This window comes from Streptomyces sp. NPDC006296 (assembly GCF_040613235.1).
Taxonomy (GTDB): domain Bacteria; phylum Actinomycetota; class Actinomycetes; order Streptomycetales; family Streptomycetaceae; genus Streptomyces.
Map to the genome: position 1 here is coordinate 1 of NZ_JBEXRT010000046.1, position 17543 is coordinate 17543.

General features: G+C 71.2%; 18 protein-coding genes and 1 pseudogene. 9 read left to right on the top strand and 10 right to left on the bottom strand.

Annotated features, from left to right (window positions below):
* Nucleotides 1-399: 399 nt before the first annotated feature.
* The 5 genes from ABZ172_RS25655 to ABZ172_RS25675 form a co-directional block, all read right to left on the bottom strand.
* Complete coding sequence (locus ABZ172_RS25655) at nucleotides 400-1272, bottom strand: amino acid ABC transporter permease (protein ID WP_356886886.1); 873 nt, start codon at nucleotides 1270-1272, stop codon at nucleotides 400-402.
* Nucleotides 1269-1913, bottom strand: coding sequence for an amino acid ABC transporter permease (locus ABZ172_RS25660; protein ID WP_356886888.1), 645 nt, complete (start codon nucleotides 1911-1913; stop codon nucleotides 1269-1271). Before ABZ172_RS25660 ends, ABZ172_RS25655 begins: the two co-directional genes overlap by 4 nt.
* A gap of 16 nt (nucleotides 1914-1929) precedes the next feature.
* A complete protein-coding gene (locus ABZ172_RS25665) occupies nucleotides 1930-2844 on the bottom strand; it encodes a glutamate ABC transporter substrate-binding protein (protein WP_356886890.1) in 915 nt (304 codons plus the stop codon).
* An 11-nt stretch (nucleotides 2845-2855) separates the two neighbouring features.
* Entirely contained in the window at nucleotides 2856-3599 is a 744-nt protein-coding gene (locus tag ABZ172_RS25670) for an amino acid ABC transporter ATP-binding protein (RefSeq protein ID WP_356886892.1), read from the bottom strand.
* A gap of 102 nt (nucleotides 3600-3701) precedes the next feature.
* Entirely contained in the window at nucleotides 3702-4163 is a 462-nt protein-coding gene (locus ABZ172_RS25675) for a DUF6278 family protein (protein ID WP_356886894.1), read from the bottom strand.
* A gap of 135 nt (nucleotides 4164-4298) precedes the next feature.
* On the opposite strand from ABZ172_RS25675, the gene ABZ172_RS25680 reads away from it, so the two are divergent.
* Nucleotides 4299-5078 carry an SDR family oxidoreductase gene (locus ABZ172_RS25680; RefSeq protein WP_356886896.1) on the top strand — a complete coding sequence of 260 codons (780 nt, stop codon included), beginning with the start codon at nucleotides 4299-4301 and terminating at the stop codon, nucleotides 5076-5078.
* A gap of 58 nt (nucleotides 5079-5136) precedes the next feature.
* On the opposite strand, the gene ABZ172_RS25685 is transcribed toward ABZ172_RS25680, so the two are convergent.
* From ABZ172_RS25685 to ABZ172_RS25695, 3 genes are read right to left on the bottom strand one after another with little or no spacing between them, the layout of a single operon-like run.
* Nucleotides 5137-5916: an exodeoxyribonuclease III gene (locus tag ABZ172_RS25685; RefSeq protein ID WP_356886898.1), complete on the bottom strand. Its 780-nt coding sequence runs from the start codon at nucleotides 5914-5916 to the stop codon at nucleotides 5137-5139.
* Between the two features lie 34 nt (nucleotides 5917-5950).
* Nucleotides 5951-6598 carry an MBL fold metallo-hydrolase gene (locus ABZ172_RS25690; RefSeq protein ID WP_356886900.1) on the bottom strand — a complete coding sequence of 216 codons (648 nt, stop codon included), beginning with the start codon at nucleotides 6596-6598 and terminating at the stop codon, nucleotides 5951-5953.
* A gap of 12 nt (nucleotides 6599-6610) precedes the next feature.
* Nucleotides 6611-7894, bottom strand: a complete 1284-nt coding sequence (locus tag ABZ172_RS25695; protein WP_356886902.1) for an alpha/beta fold hydrolase — start codon at nucleotides 7892-7894, stop codon at nucleotides 6611-6613.
* 438 nt (nucleotides 7895-8332) lie between these two features.
* On the opposite strand from ABZ172_RS25695, the gene ABZ172_RS25700 reads away from it, so the two are divergent.
* The 6 genes from ABZ172_RS25700 to ABZ172_RS25725 all read left to right on the top strand — a co-directional run bounded on the left by ABZ172_RS25700 (nucleotide 8333) and on the right by ABZ172_RS25725 (nucleotide 14142).
* The gene (locus ABZ172_RS25700) at nucleotides 8333-8470 is read left to right on the top strand and encodes a hypothetical protein (RefSeq protein ID WP_356886904.1); all 138 of its coding nucleotides are present in this window, start codon (nucleotides 8333-8335) and stop codon (nucleotides 8468-8470) included.
* Nucleotides 8471-8611: 141 nt separating this feature from the next.
* Complete coding sequence (locus tag ABZ172_RS25705) at nucleotides 8612-9784, top strand: radical SAM protein (protein ID WP_356886906.1); 1173 nt, start codon at nucleotides 8612-8614, stop codon at nucleotides 9782-9784.
* On the top strand, nucleotides 9781-10899 hold the full coding sequence (locus tag ABZ172_RS25710; protein ID WP_356886908.1) for a glycosyltransferase: 1119 nt from the start codon (nucleotides 9781-9783) through the stop codon (nucleotides 10897-10899). The genes ABZ172_RS25705 and ABZ172_RS25710 overlap by 4 nt, the downstream gene beginning before the upstream one ends.
* A gap of 53 nt (nucleotides 10900-10952) precedes the next feature.
* Nucleotides 10953-11750, top strand: a complete 798-nt coding sequence (locus ABZ172_RS25715) for a methyltransferase domain-containing protein (RefSeq protein ID WP_356886910.1) — start codon at nucleotides 10953-10955, stop codon at nucleotides 11748-11750.
* Between the two features lie 61 nt (nucleotides 11751-11811).
* The gene (locus tag ABZ172_RS25720) at nucleotides 11812-13098 is read left to right on the top strand and encodes an MFS transporter (protein ID WP_356886912.1); all 1287 of its coding nucleotides are present in this window, start codon (nucleotides 11812-11814) and stop codon (nucleotides 13096-13098) included.
* A gap of 510 nt (nucleotides 13099-13608) precedes the next feature.
* The gene (locus tag ABZ172_RS25725) at nucleotides 13609-14142 is read left to right on the top strand and encodes a TerD family protein (protein ID WP_356886914.1); all 534 of its coding nucleotides are present in this window, start codon (nucleotides 13609-13611) and stop codon (nucleotides 14140-14142) included.
* An 84-nt stretch (nucleotides 14143-14226) separates the two neighbouring features.
* On the opposite strand, the pseudogene ABZ172_RS25730 reads toward ABZ172_RS25725, so the two are convergent.
* Nucleotides 14227-14412: pseudogene (locus tag ABZ172_RS25730) on the bottom strand (IS1380 family transposase); the annotation flags it as partial.
* 218 nt (nucleotides 14413-14630) lie between these two features.
* On the opposite strand from ABZ172_RS25730, the gene ABZ172_RS25735 reads away from it, so the two are divergent.
* Nucleotides 14631-15188 (top strand): hypothetical protein, encoded by a 558-nt coding sequence (locus tag ABZ172_RS25735; RefSeq protein WP_356886916.1) that lies wholly within the window; start codon nucleotides 14631-14633, stop codon nucleotides 15186-15188.
* Nucleotides 15189-15237: 49 nt separating this feature from the next.
* On the top strand, nucleotides 15238-16494 hold the full coding sequence (locus ABZ172_RS25740) for a cation:proton antiporter (protein WP_356886918.1): 1257 nt from the start codon (nucleotides 15238-15240) through the stop codon (nucleotides 16492-16494).
* Nucleotides 16495-17204: 710 nt separating this feature from the next.
* On the opposite strand, the gene ABZ172_RS25745 is transcribed toward ABZ172_RS25740, so the two are convergent.
* The gene (locus ABZ172_RS25745; protein WP_356886920.1) at nucleotides 17205-17447 is read right to left on the bottom strand and encodes a DUF6411 family protein; all 243 of its coding nucleotides are present in this window, start codon (nucleotides 17445-17447) and stop codon (nucleotides 17205-17207) included.
* Nucleotides 17448-17543: the final 96 nt, after the last annotated feature.

Here is a 17543-nt window from a genome sequence, read left to right on the forward strand (position 1 = left end):
GCACCGGGCCCCGGGGCGTGGGCCGTGGGCGTGGGTGCCGGTGGGGCCGGGGGGGCCCCGCCCGCCCCCGGGGGTTTCACCCGGGGGCGTTGCCGCCCGGCCCGTACGGGCCGGGCAGGAACCGCCCCGTGTCGGAGGAGTGATCGGCGGTGCCCCCTCATCTCCTCACGGACCGGTACAGGGTCGGCCGTCGCCCGTGGGCGTGGAGCCGGGGCTCCACGCCCACGGCACACGGTCCGGTCAGGCGTCACCCTGTGTGCTCGCCGGTCCTTCCGCATCGGCCGTGGCCCGGCCGGCACGCAGCTGACCTTCTCCCCCGCCGGGCGCGGTACCGGGCGCGTCCCGGTTCCGCGGCGGAGGGAGTGATCACCGGCTGCTGCCGGGCGGACCGTCCGATGGCTACGGGTGGCGGCCCGGCAGCACCGTTTCCGGTTCGGCTGCCGCGACGCCCGTCGCCTCCGTCCTGGGGTTGCGCCGCTGTCTCCTCGCCACCCAGGTGGCGAACCAGGAGAGCAGCATGCACATGCCGATGTAGACGGGGGAGATCACCATCACCACGGGGATGAACGGCAGATCGTAGTCGAGGTTCGACGCGATCAGCTTGCCCGCGTGGAGGAACTCCTCGTAGGTGATGAGGTAACCCAGCGAGGTGTCCTTGAGGGCCACGACCAGTTGGCTGATGATGGTGGGCAGCATCGCCCGGACGGCCTGCGGGGCGAGGACGTGGGTGGTGACCTGGGTCTTGCGCATGCCCAGCGCGTACGCCGCCTCCCGCTGGCCCCGCTCCACCGAGTTGATACCGGTACGGAACACCTCCGCGAGCACGGAACCGTTGTAGAGGGTCAGTCCGGCCACCAGTGCGGGCAGCGGCTGGACCTTGAGCGCGATGAAGATGAAGAAGATCATCACCAGCACCGGCATGGCCCTGAAGAACTCGACCAGCACCGTGGCGATCCAGCGCACCGGCCGGTGGTCGGAGAGCCGGCCGACGGCGAGCACCGCGCCGAGCGCGAGGGAGAGCACCGCCGCGTAGGCGAAGGCCTTGAGGGTGTTGCCGAGGCCGCGCAGCAGCAGTTCCTGGATGCCCTTGTAGGTGAAGGGGGTCCACTTGGCGCTGGTGAACTGGTCGGTGTCGAAGAGCAGGTAGAGGACCCAGGCGAACAGCCCGAGGATCACGGCGGTGGAGAGGATTCCGTAGAGGAGGTGGCGTCGGCGGGTGACGGGCCCCGGGATGTCGTAGAGCGCGGTCGCCGAGGCGGTGGCGTGGGTCATCGGGCGACTCCCCAGCGCTTCTCCAGCACGTGGAAGAGCGCACTGATGGCGAGGGTGATGATCAGGTATCCGACGGCGATCCAGACGAAGGTCCAGATGATGTTGTAGCCGAGTTCGTTGAGGGTCTTGTAGGTGCCGAGGAGCTCGGTGACGCTGAACGCCCCGGCGATCGCCGAGTTCTTGGCGAGGGCGATGAGCGTCGAGCCCACCGGCGGGATGACCGACCGGAAGGCCTGCGGCAGCACCACACTGCCCAGCGTCTGGGTGAAGGACATCCCGAGGCTCCGGGCGGCCTCGCCCTGGCCGGTGGGGACGGTGTTGATGCCCGAGCGCAGGGCCTCGCAGATGAACGCGGAGGTGTAGCAGCCCAGGGCGAGGACCGCGAAGAGCTGGAAGGGCAGGACCAGGCCGAAGCGCGGCAGTCCCAGCAGCACCGCGAAGAACAGCAGGGTCAGCGGGGTGTTCCGGAGCACCGTGACCCAGGCGGTGCCGATGGCCCGGAGCGAGCCGACGGGCGCGACCCGGAACGACGCCATCACGAAACCGAGCACGAGTGCCAGGGCCGAGGCGTAGACGGTGAGTTCGACGGTGCCGAGGAATCCCTTGCCGTAGAGCGACCAGTTGTCTGTCAGTACGTCCATGGTGGTGTCCCGCCCCTCAGTTCGCCGGGTAGCGGTCGATGGGCGGGGGCGTCGGCGCGGGCACCCCGGACAGGCCCAGGGTCGCTTCGAACGCCTTCTTCCAGTTGCCGTTCTTCTCGTTCGCCTCCAGCGCGTCGTCGAGGGCGAAGCGCAGCGCGTTGTCGCTGCGGGGGACGCCGATGCCGTACGGCTCCTGGGAGAAGGGCTTGCCGACCACCTTCATCTCCTCCGGCGCCTTGGCCGCGAAGCCGAGCAGGATGGCGTCGTCGGTGGTGACCGCGTCGACCTGGAAGGTCAGCAGGTTGTCGACGCAGATCGAGTAGGTGTCGTAGGCCACGAGGTGCGCCCGGGGGTAGTCGGCGGCGATGCGCTGGTACGGCGTGGAGCCGGCGGCCGAGCAGACGGTCTTGCCCGCGAGGTCCTGCGGACCGTGGATGTCGTTCTCGTCGGTGCGCACCAGCAGCCCCTGGCCCGCCATGTAGTACGGACCGGCGAAGCCGACGAGCTTCTTGCGCATGGCGTTGATCGTGTAGGTGCCGACGTAGTAGTCGATCTGCCCGTTCTGCAGCGCCGTCTCGCGGTTGGCGGAGGCGATGGTGCGGAAACGGATCGTGTCCGGTGCGAAGCCGAGCGACGCCGACGTCATGCGGGCGATCTCGATGTCGAAGCCGGAGTAGACGCCGGTGGCCGGGTCCTTCTCGCCCAGGTAGGGCTGGTCCTCCTTCGCGCCGACGACGAGATAGCCGCGCTTCTTCGCCTTCTCCCAGGTCTTCGAAGCGGGCAGCCGGAAGCCGGTGTCGACCGTGTAGCGGGGCAGTTGGTCGGCCTTCGGCCCCTTGACCGGCGGGCTGCCCTCCCTGCCGCACCCGGCGGCCAGCACGGCGGCCAGGAGGCAGACCAGCACGGCCGCGATGTTCCTCGTACGCAACATGGTTCCCCCTGTCAGTGCTTGAGGATCTTGGACAGGAAGTCCTTGGCGCGGTCGCTCTCCGGGGCGGTGAAGAAGTCCTCCGGGGTGCGGTCCTCGACGACGCGTCCGTCGGCCATGAAGACCACGCGGTTGGCCGCCGACCGGGCGAAGCCCATCTCGTGGGTGACGACGACCATGGTCATGCCCTCGCGGGCGAGCTGCTGCATGACGTCGAGGACCTCGTTGATCATCTCGGGGTCGAGCGCCGAGGTGGGCTCGTCGAAGAGGAGCGCCTTGGGGTCCATGGCCAGCGCCCGGGCGATGGCGACGCGTTGCTGCTGGCCTCCGGAGAGCTGGGCGGGGAACTTGTCGGCCTGCGAGGCGAGTCCGACGCGCTCCAGCAGTTCCCGGGAGCGCCGGTCGGCCACGTCCTTCTTGCGCCCGCGCACCTTCAGCTGGGCGAGCGAGACGTTGGCCAGCACGGTCTTGTGGGCGAAGAGGTTGAACGACTGGAAGACCATGCCCACTTCGGCCCGGAGTTCGGCGAGCCCCTTCCCCTCCTCCGGGAGCGGCTTCCCGTCGATGGCGATGTGCCCGGACTCGATCGTCTCAAGCCGGTTGATGGTCCGGCAGAGCGTGGACTTGCCCGATCCGGACGGGCCGATGATCACCACCACCTCCCCGCGGCCGACGGTGAGATTGATGTCCTGCAGTACGTGCAACGTCCCGAAGTGCTTGTTGACGTCCCGCAGCTCGATCAACGGATCGACGGCCATACACTGCCCTACCCACTTGTCGCTTGTGTCGAGGTCAGCGCAAACTATCCGGGCCGGACACGCGCTTCGGGGGCGACACGCACCGGCGGCGCATAAGGCTGTTTATCGCGTTTTGGCCTCGGGGCCGCTCTCGGCCGACTCCGCGTACATGTCGAAGAGCTCGGGGCTGCCGGACATCGCCCAGTCCAGGCCCGCGGCGACCACGTCGATCTCGCGCCCCGACGCCAGCCGCACCACGGGCCTCCCGCCGGCCAGGATGTCCCAGACCGCCCCGGGGACCGTGCGCACCAGGACGGTACCGAGGTAGAGGCCGGCGTCGTTGCCCACCCAGGGCAACTCCTCCGGGTCCTCGCGCCAGATGGGCGGCAGCTGGTCGAGCGCGGACAACGAGCGCGGGCTGTCGTCGAGTTCGAGACCGCACTGCCCGGCGCGGGCGCGCAGCAGCTCGCATTCCGCGAACAGCTCGGCCACACCGTCCGGGTCGGTCCTGACGACGGACGCGAGCGCCGGCCGCCGTGTACCGCCTTGACGATTACGCCAGTTGTCCAGGAAAGGGAGTTTCATACGACCAGGATCCCACCCCGGGAGCGTTCCGCACCGCAGGGCGCGCGTCCGTTCGAGAACGGGCGCGGGCCCGGTGCGCGCCCCCGGTCACCGGGCGCCCGCCGGGGAGGACGGGACAGCCCGTAGGGTGCGGGCATGACCTCGCGCGACTATCTGTCCGAACTGTTCTCCCTGGAGGGCCGGGTCGCCGTGGTGACCGGTGGCAGCTCCGGTATCGGCCGGGCTGTCGCCGGGGCGCTCGCGCACGCCGGTGCGCGGGTGGTGGTCGTGGCGCGCGGGGAGGCGGAACTGGCGCGGACCGTCGGCGAACTCGAGGCGGACGGCTGCCGGGCCGCCTGGGTGAGCGCCGACCTGGCGACCTCCGAGGGCGTGCGCACGGCCGGCGAGGGGGCCGCGGCCGTGTTCGGCGAACCCGACATCCTCGTCAACTGCGCGGGGATCAACCTGCGCCCGCCGATGGGCGAACTCGACGAGGAGGTCTGGGACACCACGATGGCGGTGAACCTCAAGGCCCCCTATCTGCTGGGCCGGCGGTTCGGACCGGGCATGGCGGAGCGCGGCCACGGCCGGATCATCCACATCTCGTCCCAGCAGGCCCACCGGGCGTTCGTGCAGAGCGGTGCGTACGGCGTCTCCAAGGGGGCCCTGGAGTCCCTGGCCCGCTCCCAGGCCGAGGCCTGGTCGCCGTACGGCGTCACCTGCAACACCCTGGTCCCGGGGTTCGTGATGACGCCGCTCAACGCGCGGCTGTCCTCGGACCCGGAGCGGGTGGCGGCCCTGGCGGCCCGCACGATGGTGGGACGCAACGGACTGGCCGAGGACTTCGCGGGCGCGGCGGTGTTCCTGGCGAGTGCGGCCTCGGGCTATGTGACCGGGCAGTCGGTGTTCGTCGACGGCGGGTTCTCCGTGCACTGAGGCGGTACGCCGCACCGCCGTCGGCCCTCCGGTGCACGGAGGGTGACCGGCCGCGTGCTCAGACGTCCAGGTCGACGACCACCGGGGCGTGGTCGGAGGCTCCCTTGCCCTTGCGCTCCTCGCGGTCGACGTAGCTGTCCTTGACCGCCGCGGCGAAGGGCGCGTTGCCGTACACGAGGTCGATGCGCATGCCCCGGTTCTTCGGGAAGGCGAGCTGGCGGTAGTCCCAGTAGGAGTACGGGCGGTCGTACTTGAGGGGACGCGGCACCACGTCGGAGAGCCCCTGCTCGCGCAGCGCGGCGAGCGCCTGCCGCTCGGCCGGGGTGACGTGGGTGGCGCCCTCGAAGACGGCCGGGTCCCAGACGTCCTCGTCCGTGGGCGCGATGTTGTAGTCGCCGAGGACCGCGAAGGGCCGCGTGCCCGCGGCGTCCGCGGCGACGGCCTCCCGCAGGGCCTCCAGCCAGCGCAGCTTGTAGGCGTAGTGCTCGTGGGCGACCTCGCGGCCGTTGGGGACGTAGACGGACCAGACGCGGGCGCCGCCGCAGGTCGCCGACACCGCCCTCGGCTCCTGCACCCCGTCGTACTCCGGGCCGCCGGGGAGGCCCGTCACGACGTCCGCGAGGCCCACGCGGGAGAGCACCGCGACGCCGTTCCACCGGCCGGTGGCGTGGACCGCCGACTCGTACCCCGCCTCCCGCAGCGCCTCGGCGGGGAACTGCTCCAGCGTGCACTTGGTCTCCTGGAGGCAGAGCACGTCGGTGCCGCTGCTCTCCAGCCAGGCCAGCAGCCGCGGGAGCCGGGCGGTGACGGAATTGACGTTCCAGGTGGCGATGCGCATGAGGCCAACCTAGCCGCTCGCACCGACAGCCGGGTCAGAGCCCGGTCGCGTCGCCCGGGGCCAGCCGGCGGTGGTCCGCCCCGCCGAGTGCGCCGATCTGGGTGTCGTAGATCGGGCGGGCGAGATCGGTCAGCAGGGCGTCGTGGATGTCGATGGCACGGCGCGGCGCCACCTCGCGCACGTAGTCGATGACCTCGGAGATCTTGTTCCAGGGAGCCATGACCGGGAGCATCAGGGTGTCCACCGGGTGATCGGGCACTGTGAGGGCGTCGCCCGGGTGGAAGACCGATCCGTCCACCAGGAAGCCGATGTTGGTGATCCTCGGGATGTCCGGGTGGATCACCGCGTGCAGTTCGCCGTGCACCTGCACCTCCAGTCCCGCGGCGGTGAAGGTGTCGCCGTAGCCGACCGTGTGCACGCGCCCCGGGAACGCGGCGGACAGCCGTTCGGCCACGCTGCGCAGGGTCCATACGCGCAGGGCGGGGTCGGACTCCAGCGCGGCCCGCAGCCGCGCCTCGTCGAAGTGGTCGGGGTGCTCGTGCGTCACCAGGATCGCGTCCGCGCCGACCGTGGCGTCGTCCTCGGTGAACGCGCCCGGGTCGATGACGAGCGACTGCCCGCCGCGCTCCAGGCGGACGCAGGAGTGGGTCTTCTTGACGAGGGTGAGAGACGAAGCGTTCATCCCACCATCCTGCTATGCGGGCGGGGTGGTTTCCTCCTGGATCACGGACTGCGCGATCCCGAACGCGGCGTCCGCCGCCGGAAGGCCGCAGTAGACGGCCGTCTGGAGCAGCACCTCCTTGATCTCGACGGGCGTGAGGCCGTTGCGCAGGGCGGCCCTGACGTGCTGGGCGAGGCCGCCCAGGTGCCCGGACGCGACGACCGCGGTGAGGGCGACGCAGCTGCGGGACCTGCGGTCGAGGCCCTCCCGGCTCCAGATCTCGCCCCAGGCGTACCGGGTGACGAGCTCCTGGAAGTCGTCGGTGAAGGCGTCGGAGGCGGCCGTGGCGGCGTCCACGTGGGCATCGCCCAGCACCTCGCGCCGGACCTTCATCCCCCGGTCGTACCGGTCGCTGCGTCCCGCCGGGACCGCTTCCGGCGGTCCGGCCGCGGCGGCGATCTCCGCGACGGGGACGACCGGGGCGAACGTGGGCGCGAAGCCGGGGGCCGGCGGTACGGGGATCGACGCCTGGGTGTCCTGCCAGGCGGTCGAGAAGTGCATGAGCAGCAGGTCGGTGACGGCGGACGGCTGCTCGACCGGCGCCAGGTGCGAGGCACCGGGCACCAGGGCGAGCCGGGCGTCCGGGATACCCGCGACCAGGGTCCGCGCCTCGGCGGGCCCGGTGACCTTGTCCTCGGCGCCGACCAGGACGAGGGTCGGGACCCCGATGCGCGGGAGCTCCGTACGGATGTCGAAGGCGGCCAGGGCCTCGCAGGCGGCGATGTAGCAGCCCGGGTCGGTGGTGCGGACCATCTGGACCGCCCACTCGACGATGGCCGGCTGGGCGGCGGCGAAGCCGGGGGTGAACCAGCGTTCCGGGGAGGTGCGGGCGATCGGCTCCAGTCCGTTGCTGCGGACCATCACCCCGCGCCGGCGGAACTCGTCGGCGGTACCGAAGCGCGGTGACGCGGCGACGAGCGCCAGGGCCGCGACCCGGTGGGGATGGCGCAGCGCGATGTCGGCGCCCACGGCCCCGCCGATGGAGCAGCCCGCGTAACCGAACCGCTGGACGCCGGCGGCGTCCAGCGTGGCCAGGAGGCGGTCGGCGAGGTCGGCGACCGAGGCGGCGGGGTAGGCGGGGGCTCCGCCGTGACCCGGCAGGTCGAAGCGGAAGATGCGCCAGTGCTTGGACAGCTCGGGTATCTGGCGGTCCCACATGTGCCATGTGGTCCCCAGAGAGGCCCCGATCACCAGGACCGGAGCGTCTTCTGGCCCGTCGAAGCGGTACTGCAGGGTATGCGGTGGTGTCTCGGTCACCCGGAAAACCCTCTCATCTGTCACGAGATGTCACATCGCCGGGGTGGGCCTGGCCGGTCCCGGCTCTTTCACGATGCCGGCTCCGGCGCCGGGGCCCTCACGAGACCAGGGGTGGCTCACGGGTCTGCCGCAGCCTTGTGCAGAGCGTCCCCCGGGATGGCGGCCCCACGAAGATCCTCTGCATCCGGCTCGGCGACACCACCGGCCGGTCGTCCTGAAATGCGTATGTCCGGCCACAACCTCCGTACACCGGTGGTCGGTCGTGGACGGCCACGGTCAGGGGTCATACCGGTTCCATACAGCCGCCGTACCGAGAGCGAAGCCGAGGATCCTAGCTTTCTTCTCGGCGGGCAACGGCCCGCCCCACACGGCCACAGTCGGCCGGGCCGCCCCGTCCCGGGGCGCCACTGCGATCCGACCCCTGAAATGGAGATCACGATGGCGGAGTACACCCCTTCCGAGGAGTCCCCCGAGGTCGAGGCGCACAGCGCGGACGAGGCCGCCACGGCGCCTGAGCAGTTCCAGGAGGCGTCCGAGATCATCTGCGGCGTGTACGACAAGGAAGTCCAGGTCTGACAGCCCTGACGCTTCCCGACCCGGGCGTGCCCGGCGGATCAGGACCGGCACCGGTCAGGATCCGCCGGGCACGCCCGGGGCCGGCCCGGCGGCTCGTCCCGCCGGCCGGCCTCGTCCCTGACGGCACCTGGAGATGTGGACATGGCGTTGCGAATCCTTGAGGGACGGTCCGGTGTGTGGTGCCAGGGCACGGGGGGCACGCTGCTGCTGCCGTTCTCCCACGCGGTGGACGGGCTGCTCACCGACGAGGGCCGCGCGGCGGTCTCCCGGTCCGGCATCACGGAGGAACGGCCGCCCCGCAGGTACAGCCTGACGGTCGTGACGGCGACCGACTGCAACCTCGGCTGCCCCTACTGCTTCCAGAACACCGCGCCTGCCGAGCCGGGCCGGTTCGATCCGCCGCGGATCCCGCGCGCCGTGCTCGACGACGCGACGATCGAGAAGATCGCCGCCTTCGCCGGACCCCGCATGCGGAGCGCCGGAACCGACCGGCTGTTCGTCCTGCTCTTCGGCGGCGAACCGCTGCTCAATCCGGCGGCCTGCCGGGCGCTCCTGACCCGGCTGGGGCGACTGGCCCCGGTCACCGCCTCGATGGTCAGCAACGGCGTGCTGCTCACCCCGACCGCCGCCAGGTCGCTCAGCGCGCTCGGACTGCGTTCCGTGCAGGTCACGCTGGACGGGCCGCGCGATCTGCACGACGGCCTGCGGACGACACGGGCCGGGCGCGGCACCTTCGAGCGCATCATCGCGAACCTGGCAGCGGCCCAGGAGACGACGGATCTGCGCTTCACCCTCCGTATCAACGCCACGGCCGCCGTCCTGCCCCGTCTCGAAGAGCTCGCCGACCGTTTGGCGGACCGCCTCGACGCCTCGCGCTGCGTGTTCGACGTGGCTCCCGTGCTCAACTACGCGGGACTGTACGACGCCGGGATCGACCACACGGCCTCGGAGGTCTCCGCCGTGCTGTCCGGCTACGCCGCCGCCCTGGGCCACGGTTTCGAGGTCGGCTGGCCCGGTGTCGGCGCCTGTGGCTTCTGCACCGAGCGCGACGGGACGACGGGAGCCGTGATCAACGCCGACGGCACGCTCTACAGCTGCTGGGAGACCATAGGCAAGCCCGGGTACGAGGTGGGCACCCTCCAGAAGGGCTACACCGAGTATCCGGAACACGCCTGGGTCAGCTGCGGGGAGTTCGCCGCGCGGGAATCGGCGGCCGGCACGGCGTCGTTCGCCGACCGGCTCACGGTCGGCCTGCTGGAACTCCTGCGGAGCCACCGCAGGAGGGCGGCGGCACAGCCGGCGGGTGTGTCGTGAGGGCGCTGTTCTGCTCGCTCTCCGATCCCGGGTACCTGTATCCGGCCACGGCCGTCGCCCAGGAGACACATCGGCGGGGCCACTCGGTCTTCATCGTCTCGTCCGGTCCGGCCGCCCGTGCCGCCGAGGAAGCGGGCCTGACCGTGCTCCCGTCGGACGGGGCCTTCGCCGTGAGCGGTTGGTTCCGCTCCGCGTACGGGCAGTACGAGCACGTACGGCGGGCGGTGCGGCGGACGCGGCCCGACGTCCTCGTGACGTCCGTGCTGTGTCCGGGCGCTCTCGTGGCCGCCCAGGTGCTGGGGCTGCCCGTCGTCGTGCTCGGTCTGGCCTGTCACCTCTGGCCGCATCGCGGGGCCGACGAGGTCGACGATCCCCAGGACCGGGCCTGGCGCCTCGACAGCATGCTGGAGGTCCACCGCGCGTTGCGTGCGGAACTGGGTCTGCGCGATGCCGGCGCGGCGGGACAGGACGCGCTGCTGGGCACGTCCTTCCTGCTCCGCGGCCACCCCTCCCTGGAGCCGCCGGGAACGGAACTGCCCGAACGCGTGCGCCACGTGGGCCCCTGCTGGTGGGAACCGCCCGCCGACGAGGGGGAGCTCCACTCGGCACGGCACCGGCTGGACCGGGTCGGCAAACCCGTCGTCTACGTCCACCTGGGCCGTGTCTTCGGCGGCGAGAGCCTGTGGCCCTGGATCCAGCGTGCTTTCACCGGAGGGGAGTTCCAGGCGGTCGTCGAGCTGGGCCGCAGCGCCGAGCCCCCCGTTCTCCCGGAAGCGGCCGACGTCACCGTCGTGCGTCTGCCGTGGATGTCGCCCCTGCTGGAGCGGTCAGCCCTGGTCGTCAGCAGCGGCACCAGCGCACCGGTTCTCGGCTCGCTGCTGCACCGGCGGCCGCTGCTGGTCTCGCCGAACGGCGGCGAGCAGGCCGTGCTGGCGGCCGCCTGCCGACGAGCGGGTGTCGCCGCCGTGCTCGACCGGAGCCGTGGTGGCGGCCAGGTGCGCACCGCGGCCGACGACCACGCGATGACCGGCCGTACGCGCCGGATCTCGGACGAGTTCACCCAGGCCAAGAGCGAGTCCCGAGCCGCGCAGGCCGTGGAGGACGCCTGCCGTTGACACGGCGCGGCCACCACATCCCCCTCTCCCCCGCCTACGGAAGGAACAGCCCCGTGCCCCTCACCCCCGCACCCGCCGACCACGCCGCCGTCGCCTACGACACCATCGCGCCGTTCTACGACTCCCTCACCCGCCACGACGACTACGACGCCTTCGCCGGCCTTCTGGAAGGCCTGATCAAGGAGGCCGGGCCGGCCGGAGCGCGTCTGCTCGACGCCGGTTGCGGAACGGGACGGAGCAGCGTCCTCTTCGCCGACCGCGGCTACCGGGTCACCGGGTTCGACATCAGCGCCTCGATGATCGACATCGCCCGCGACCGGCACGCGGACACCGGGATCGACTTCCACGTCCACGACATCCGCGACCCGGCGCCGGGCCAGGGCCCGTACGACGTCGTGCTCTGCATGAGCGACATCGTCAACTACCTCGTCGATCCCGCCGACCTGGCGGCGGCGTTCACACGCCTCTCGGCCGCCATGGCACCCGGCGGCGTCCTGGTCTTCGACGCCAACACCGCCCTCGGCTACGACCTGATGAGGGAGCCGCACATCGTCCGTGACGAGGGGCTGCTCGCCGTGCTGAGCGGAAAACACCTCGAGTCCGGCGGCCGGTACCGGCTGACCGTGGACGCCTTCCGCGCCGAAGCGGGCACGGACACGTGGAGCCGCACCACGGCCGAGCACCATCAGGCGCACCACAGCCAGGACCGGTTCGCCGAGCTCCTGGACGCCGCCGGGCTGCGGCTCGCCGCCCGCCGCGGGCTGCACATCTCCGGCAGCCTGTCCGACCACGTGGACGAGGCCGACCACACCAAGGGGCTCTACGTCGCCGTCAAGCCGCAGACCTCCTGACCACGCTCCGCCCACGTCCTGACGCCTCGGCCTCTCGACGTCCCGACCGGGAGGGTGTCCCTTGATCAACAGGAACTTCACGCTGCTGTGGACGAGCCAGGCACTGTCCTGCACGGCCGGCGAGATGGCCGCGCTCGCCCTCCCGATGGCGATCCTGATCACGACGCGCTCCCCGGTGGACGCGGGGCTGGTGGCCACGGCGATCGGCATCGCGGAGCTGATCGCCAAGCTGCCGGGCGGGCTGCTGGCGGACACGGTCGACCGCCGGCGTCTGATGATGTTCTGCGACGCGGCGCGTGCCGTACTCGCCCTGACCCTCGCGCTCGCCCTCGCCACCGGACGGTTCACCACCGCGCTGGCCATGGTCACCGGAGTCCTCACCGCCGTCCTGTCGACGATGTTCTCACCGGCCGAAGGAGGCGTGATCCGGCAGATCGTGCCGCGCGAGCGGCGCCGTGAGGCGGTCACCACCAACATCGTGCGGACCAATGTGGCCATCGCCGGGGGGCCGCCGCTGGGCGGCGCCCTCCTCGGGTTCGGAGCCCCGCTCGTCTTCCTGATCGACGGCCTGTCGTATCTGGCCTCCTTCGGTCTGCTCTCCCGCATCCGGTACGTGCATCCGCCGGCGCCCACCGGCCCGGACACGCCTCGCCGAGGACTGCGGCACATGGGCGACGAACTGACCCGCGGCATCCGGTGGGTCTTCCGCCGGCGTTCGCTGCTCGCCCTCATCGGCTTCGTCGCCTATCTCAACCTGCTGGGCCGGGCGGTGGAACTGCTCGCCGCCGTCCAGTCCTCCGACTTCGGCAGCGAGCCGGTGGCCGCCGGCGTCGTGCTCACCGCCGCCGGCTGCGGGGGCATCGCGGGCGGTGTGAGCGCCGGATGGGTGCTCAAGCGGCTGAGCCCCGCGACCATCATCGGCGCGGTCTGCGGTTCCTGGCTGGTGCTCATCCCGCTCACCGCCACCGGTCACCAGCTACTCACGGTCGTCGCCGTCTTCACCCTGGTCTTCGCGTTGCCGCTGATCGGGGCACTCGTCTCGCTGTCCGTCCTGCTGGACTCCCCGTCCCACCTCCAGGGCCGTATCTCCACCGCCACGACCATGCTCGCCGTGAGCATCGCCTGGATCGGGCCGGGGGCCACCGGGTTACTGATCGCGGGCCCGGGGGCGCAAGTGGCCTCGCTGGTCCTCGCCGCGCCGTTGGCGGTCATGCTGCTGACGCTGCTGACGAGCGCCCGGCTGCGGGACGCCTTCAACACGCTCAGCACCGGTGATCCGGCGGAGCGGCCGACGGAGGACGAGGCCGGCAAGGCGAAGCGGGAGGACGGCTCCGTCAAGCCCGGCTGAGGCGTGGGTGCGTGACCGGGGCGAGGCATCGTGTGCCGGTGATGGCATGATCCGGCTGTGGCGATCGTGGTCGACCGGACGGTCCTCGCGCATCGGCTGTTCACCGGAATTTCGCGGCGCCATCCGGCCTGCCGGCGAGGGCCTGGTGGCGCTTCTGGAACCGTTCACTCACGGTGCCGTTCGAGGCGTCTCGCTCGCGACCCAGGGCACGGCCCGTTGACGCGCCGCCTCGGCCGGAGCGCGGACATCAGACCCGTGATCTCCTGATACTCCGCATCTGCCGCCATCGGGCCACAAGCCTCACAGCCGGAGCAGCGGATGAGCGGTGCCGCATCCCTGGAGAGCACGACATCGTTCCACAGGGGAACGCCGCACCATGCGTGGCAGCCGCCCCGCTCCGCGTCCGGGCAGCGCGCTGATCAATTCGGTCGAAGCATCGCCTGAACTGGCGTCCGTCATACTTGGCCGGTGTCCCGTTGCAGTAGTTCGACTGGGGAGAGGCGGCCAAGGGTGAGCAGCGACAGCAGGGGTGTGGGGAAGGTCGCGGTACGACTCAAGTGGGACCCCAATCCGTGGAATGAGTCGCCGCAGCATTTGGACATCATCGCCACCACCTACTCGGAGGCCGCCGCTTACGGGCCGCCTGCTTACGTCGTCCACTTCGACAGCCGCTCGCCGGACGGCACTATCAACATGAGTCGGCACAGCCGGACAGGGCAAGGCTTCGGCTACGTCGAAGAGATGACCTTGGAGCTCGATCGCCTCTCTTCCTCCTTCGCACGCGTCGTCGTGGGCGTGGCAATCCATCAGAACGACGGCCGTAAGGAATTCGCCGACATCTCGAACGCCGGAGTTCTGGTTGCCGAGGGATACGAGGAGCTCCTCAAGGACGACTTCTCCCAGGTCAGCGGATCCTGTGCGGCAACGGTCGCGGAGTTCGTGCGGCAGGCTTCCGGAGCGTGGATGTTTCGGCCGATGATCTGCGGCTTCGACAGTGATCCGCTGCTCTTCACCGCAGAGATGGGCCGCTCCACGCGACCATAGGCGCTTTCCTGGTCGCGATAGGCCGAACACGAGCCCGCTGCCCGGTGTGCCGGTTGACACGTCTGCACGCACCTCTGGCGTCGGCACGGTCATGCCGACGGAGCGGGACAGCCACCGTCCCGCCTGGACGAGCCGGACGTAGGTGACGCTTGCGGAATCGGTGCGGATCAGGGTCCGGCGCCCGCGCCGGTACTCCTTCGGCGGCTGGGCCAAGGACAGTTGCGTGGCGGTGATGTGGTCGGCCGCGGAGTTCGATCCTGCGTTGCCCGGTCCGTGGTCGACGAACCCCATCAGCGGGTGGTGACGGCTCGAAACTCCACGGTGCGCGTCGCTGGGCTGCGGTCTCATGTGCTGAAGGCGTCTCAGAGCGTCACATCATGATCAGGTCACGGATCCTGGAGGCGGGCCACCTGGGCGAAGCAAGGGCGTGCATGCGCACGGCCCGTGTTCGGGTGACTGGATGAGGATCTTGGTGCTGGGGGAACCGCATGGGGGGCCGCGAGGCCTCGCGGCAGGCACTGGAGCGTGGGCATCGGGTGACGTGCCTGGCGGTCTTCCTCGTCCCCGCGCTCGCCGTCGTGGTCCTCGGCGGCTTTCTCGTCGCCAACGGCCTCACCATGATCCGCAAGGAGGACCGCAGACCCGCCAACCTCTCGTCAGGACCGGCCGGAGTCGGCATCTTCGCCGTCCTCGCGCTGGTCGCCACGGCCGACCACCCCGGCGACTCGAAGGCATACCGCTCCTTCATCCTTGCCCTGGTGCTGGTCACCGGCTGCATCGCGTTCCGCCCGGCGGTCGGGATGAGGCTCGTCCGCACGATCTCCTTGAGCACCGTGCGCGCGATCGTGTGCACAGGCCGGCTCAGGGCGGTCCGGTCGACGACGCAGATGTGCCTGGTGGACTCGCGGGCGAACACGGCACCCGGAGGTACACCTGAACCGGCGCGGGTCCGGTTCCCGGCCCTCGGCTCTCGGCTTCCGTTTGAACGCGTGCACCGGGGTACACGGCGCCGGGGACTCCGCCGCCCCGCCCACTCCCACCGATAACGCTTCCCGGGGTCCGGCCTGATGACGCGAGACAGAGGATGGACCAGGCGTGCACATAACCACCGAGGGCGTTCTATACACATGCCTCGGCATCGGGGTCCTTCTCGCGGCGGCGTTGCCCCGGCTGCTCGCCCGACTGCCGGTGTCCGTGCCGATCGTCTTCCTGACCGCCGGGGTGGTCCTCCACCTGACACCGCTGCCGCTGCCCGAGTTCGACCCGGCAGCCGATCGCGTCTGGGTCCACCACCTCACCGGACTCTGCGTGATCGTCTCGCTGATGGGGGCCGGCCTGGCCATCAACCGCCCCCTCGGGTGGCGCTCCTGGGCCGCGACCTGGCGGCTCCTCGGGCTGGCGATGCCGCTCACGATCGGGGCGACGGCGTTCGCTGCCTGGGCACTGCTCGGCTGGCCCGTGTCCGTGGCACTCCTGATTGCCGCTGCCCTCGCGCCGACGGACCCCGTCCTGGCCTCCGAGGTCCGCGTGGGGGAACCGTCCGCCGAGAAGAACGACGAGGACGAGGTGCGCTTCGCCCTCACGAGCGAGGCCGGGCTCAACGACGGTCTCGCCTTCCCGTTCGTCCTCGCGGCCCTCGCCCTGGCCACCGCCGGGAACAGCTGGACCGGTGGCTGGATAGGGCACTGGATCTGGAGCGACGTGCTTCTCCGGATCGCCGTGGGCGTGGCGGTGGGCCTCGCCATCGGCTACCTGCTGGGCCGGCTGCTCTTCCGGTCCCGGGCCGAACAACTGCGGCTCGCCGAGCAGGGTGAGGGCTTCGTGGCGCTGGCGGCGACTTTCCTGGCCTACGGTCTCGCCGAGAGTCTGCACGGCTATGGCTTCCTCGCGGTCTTCGTCACCGCCTGTGCGCTGCGCAGGTCGGAGCACAGCCACGGCTACCAGCGAGTGATGCACGCGTTCGTCGAGCAGATCGAGCGGCTGCTCATGGCACTGCTCCTGTTCGGCCTGGGCGCCTATGCGGTCTCGGGCGGTCTGGCCGCACTCACCTGGAGGGGCGCAGCGGTGGGCGTACTGCTGCTCCTCCTCATCCGCCCGGCCGCCGGCTGGCTCGCCCAACTGCGGGGCGCGGGACGCCCCAACGAACGCGCAGGTACCGCCTTCTTCGGAATCCGGGGCATCGGCTCGCTCTTCTATCTCGCCTACGCCTGTGGAGAGCGTGACTTCGGCGCGTACGAGGAGGAGATGTGGGCCGTCGTCGTCTTCGCCGTCCTGATCTCCGTGGTGATCCACGGAGCCGCCGCAGCCCCCGTGACGTCCTATCTCGACCGCCGCTCGGCCCGGGCGTCCTGACTCTCTGCGCGGCGGGGGGCCCGGCACGGCGGATACCGTCGCACTCCGGCCGTCGTCGAACTGCGTCACCGCAGATCCGACCCTGAGGTAGGCGCAGTTCACCGGCCACGGAGCCAACCGCGCGAAGCGCCGCTCGACTGCCGGGCGGACGTGGTGGTGACCCGGCGGCCACGACGCACCCAGGGACCGGAAGTGGCCGTCCCGCGTGGGTCCGGGCTCACCACTGTTCCGCGCTGAAGCGGTGTCACGCCGGGCACGTCGTCCTGCCCGCTCGCGCCGAGGACCACCGGCCGAGGAAGGCAACCGGTCGAGGACGGCGCCCGGGAACCTGCCGGGCACCGCCCGGCCCGGCCGCCACGAGACGCGGAAAGGCCACCGACGCTGTGTCGGCGGCCTTTCCGATGCGCGCGTACCACTCCGAGTGGCCGGCTGTCAGGGATCGTGAGAACCGGAGCATGAGGTCGGGGCGGACTGTCCTCGGGACGGGGAGACACATCGCGCTCCGCACAGGACCGGACGAGCGCCACTCTCGACGGTCACCGCCGGATCGCCCAGGGGTGGAGTGGGGGGGCGGGAGCTCCGCCGCGCCCGTCAAGAAACGCTCCTCCGCCGTCGCGGGCTCTCGCCTCGGCTCCCTCGATCGGGCACACCCGCACGCCTGCCGGCCGGTGCGCTTCAGACGATTCCGGTGACTGCCCGGCAGCGCCGGGTCAGAAAGGCATCCGGCTGCGCGCGCGGCGCCCGGCGGAACCGCTGCGGCCCACCGCCCGGGAACTGCTGGAGAACGGCTTCTGCAGGAGGCGGCCGAGGATGCCGGGCGCCTTGCCTCCCGCGCGCGCTCCCGCCCCCAGCGTGCGCTGCGTGCCGTTCTGCGGGTGCCGGGAGAAGCGCGGCAGCAGGAACGCCAGTACCAGCAGCACGACACACACTGCGACGATGCCGACGATGATCATAGGAAACTCCCTCGGTCCGGATGACGGCGCGAACGGGCGCTGCGAGCCTGCCGTGCGGCCGGAGGGGACTCCCGGTCGCACGTTCCCGTGTCGCGC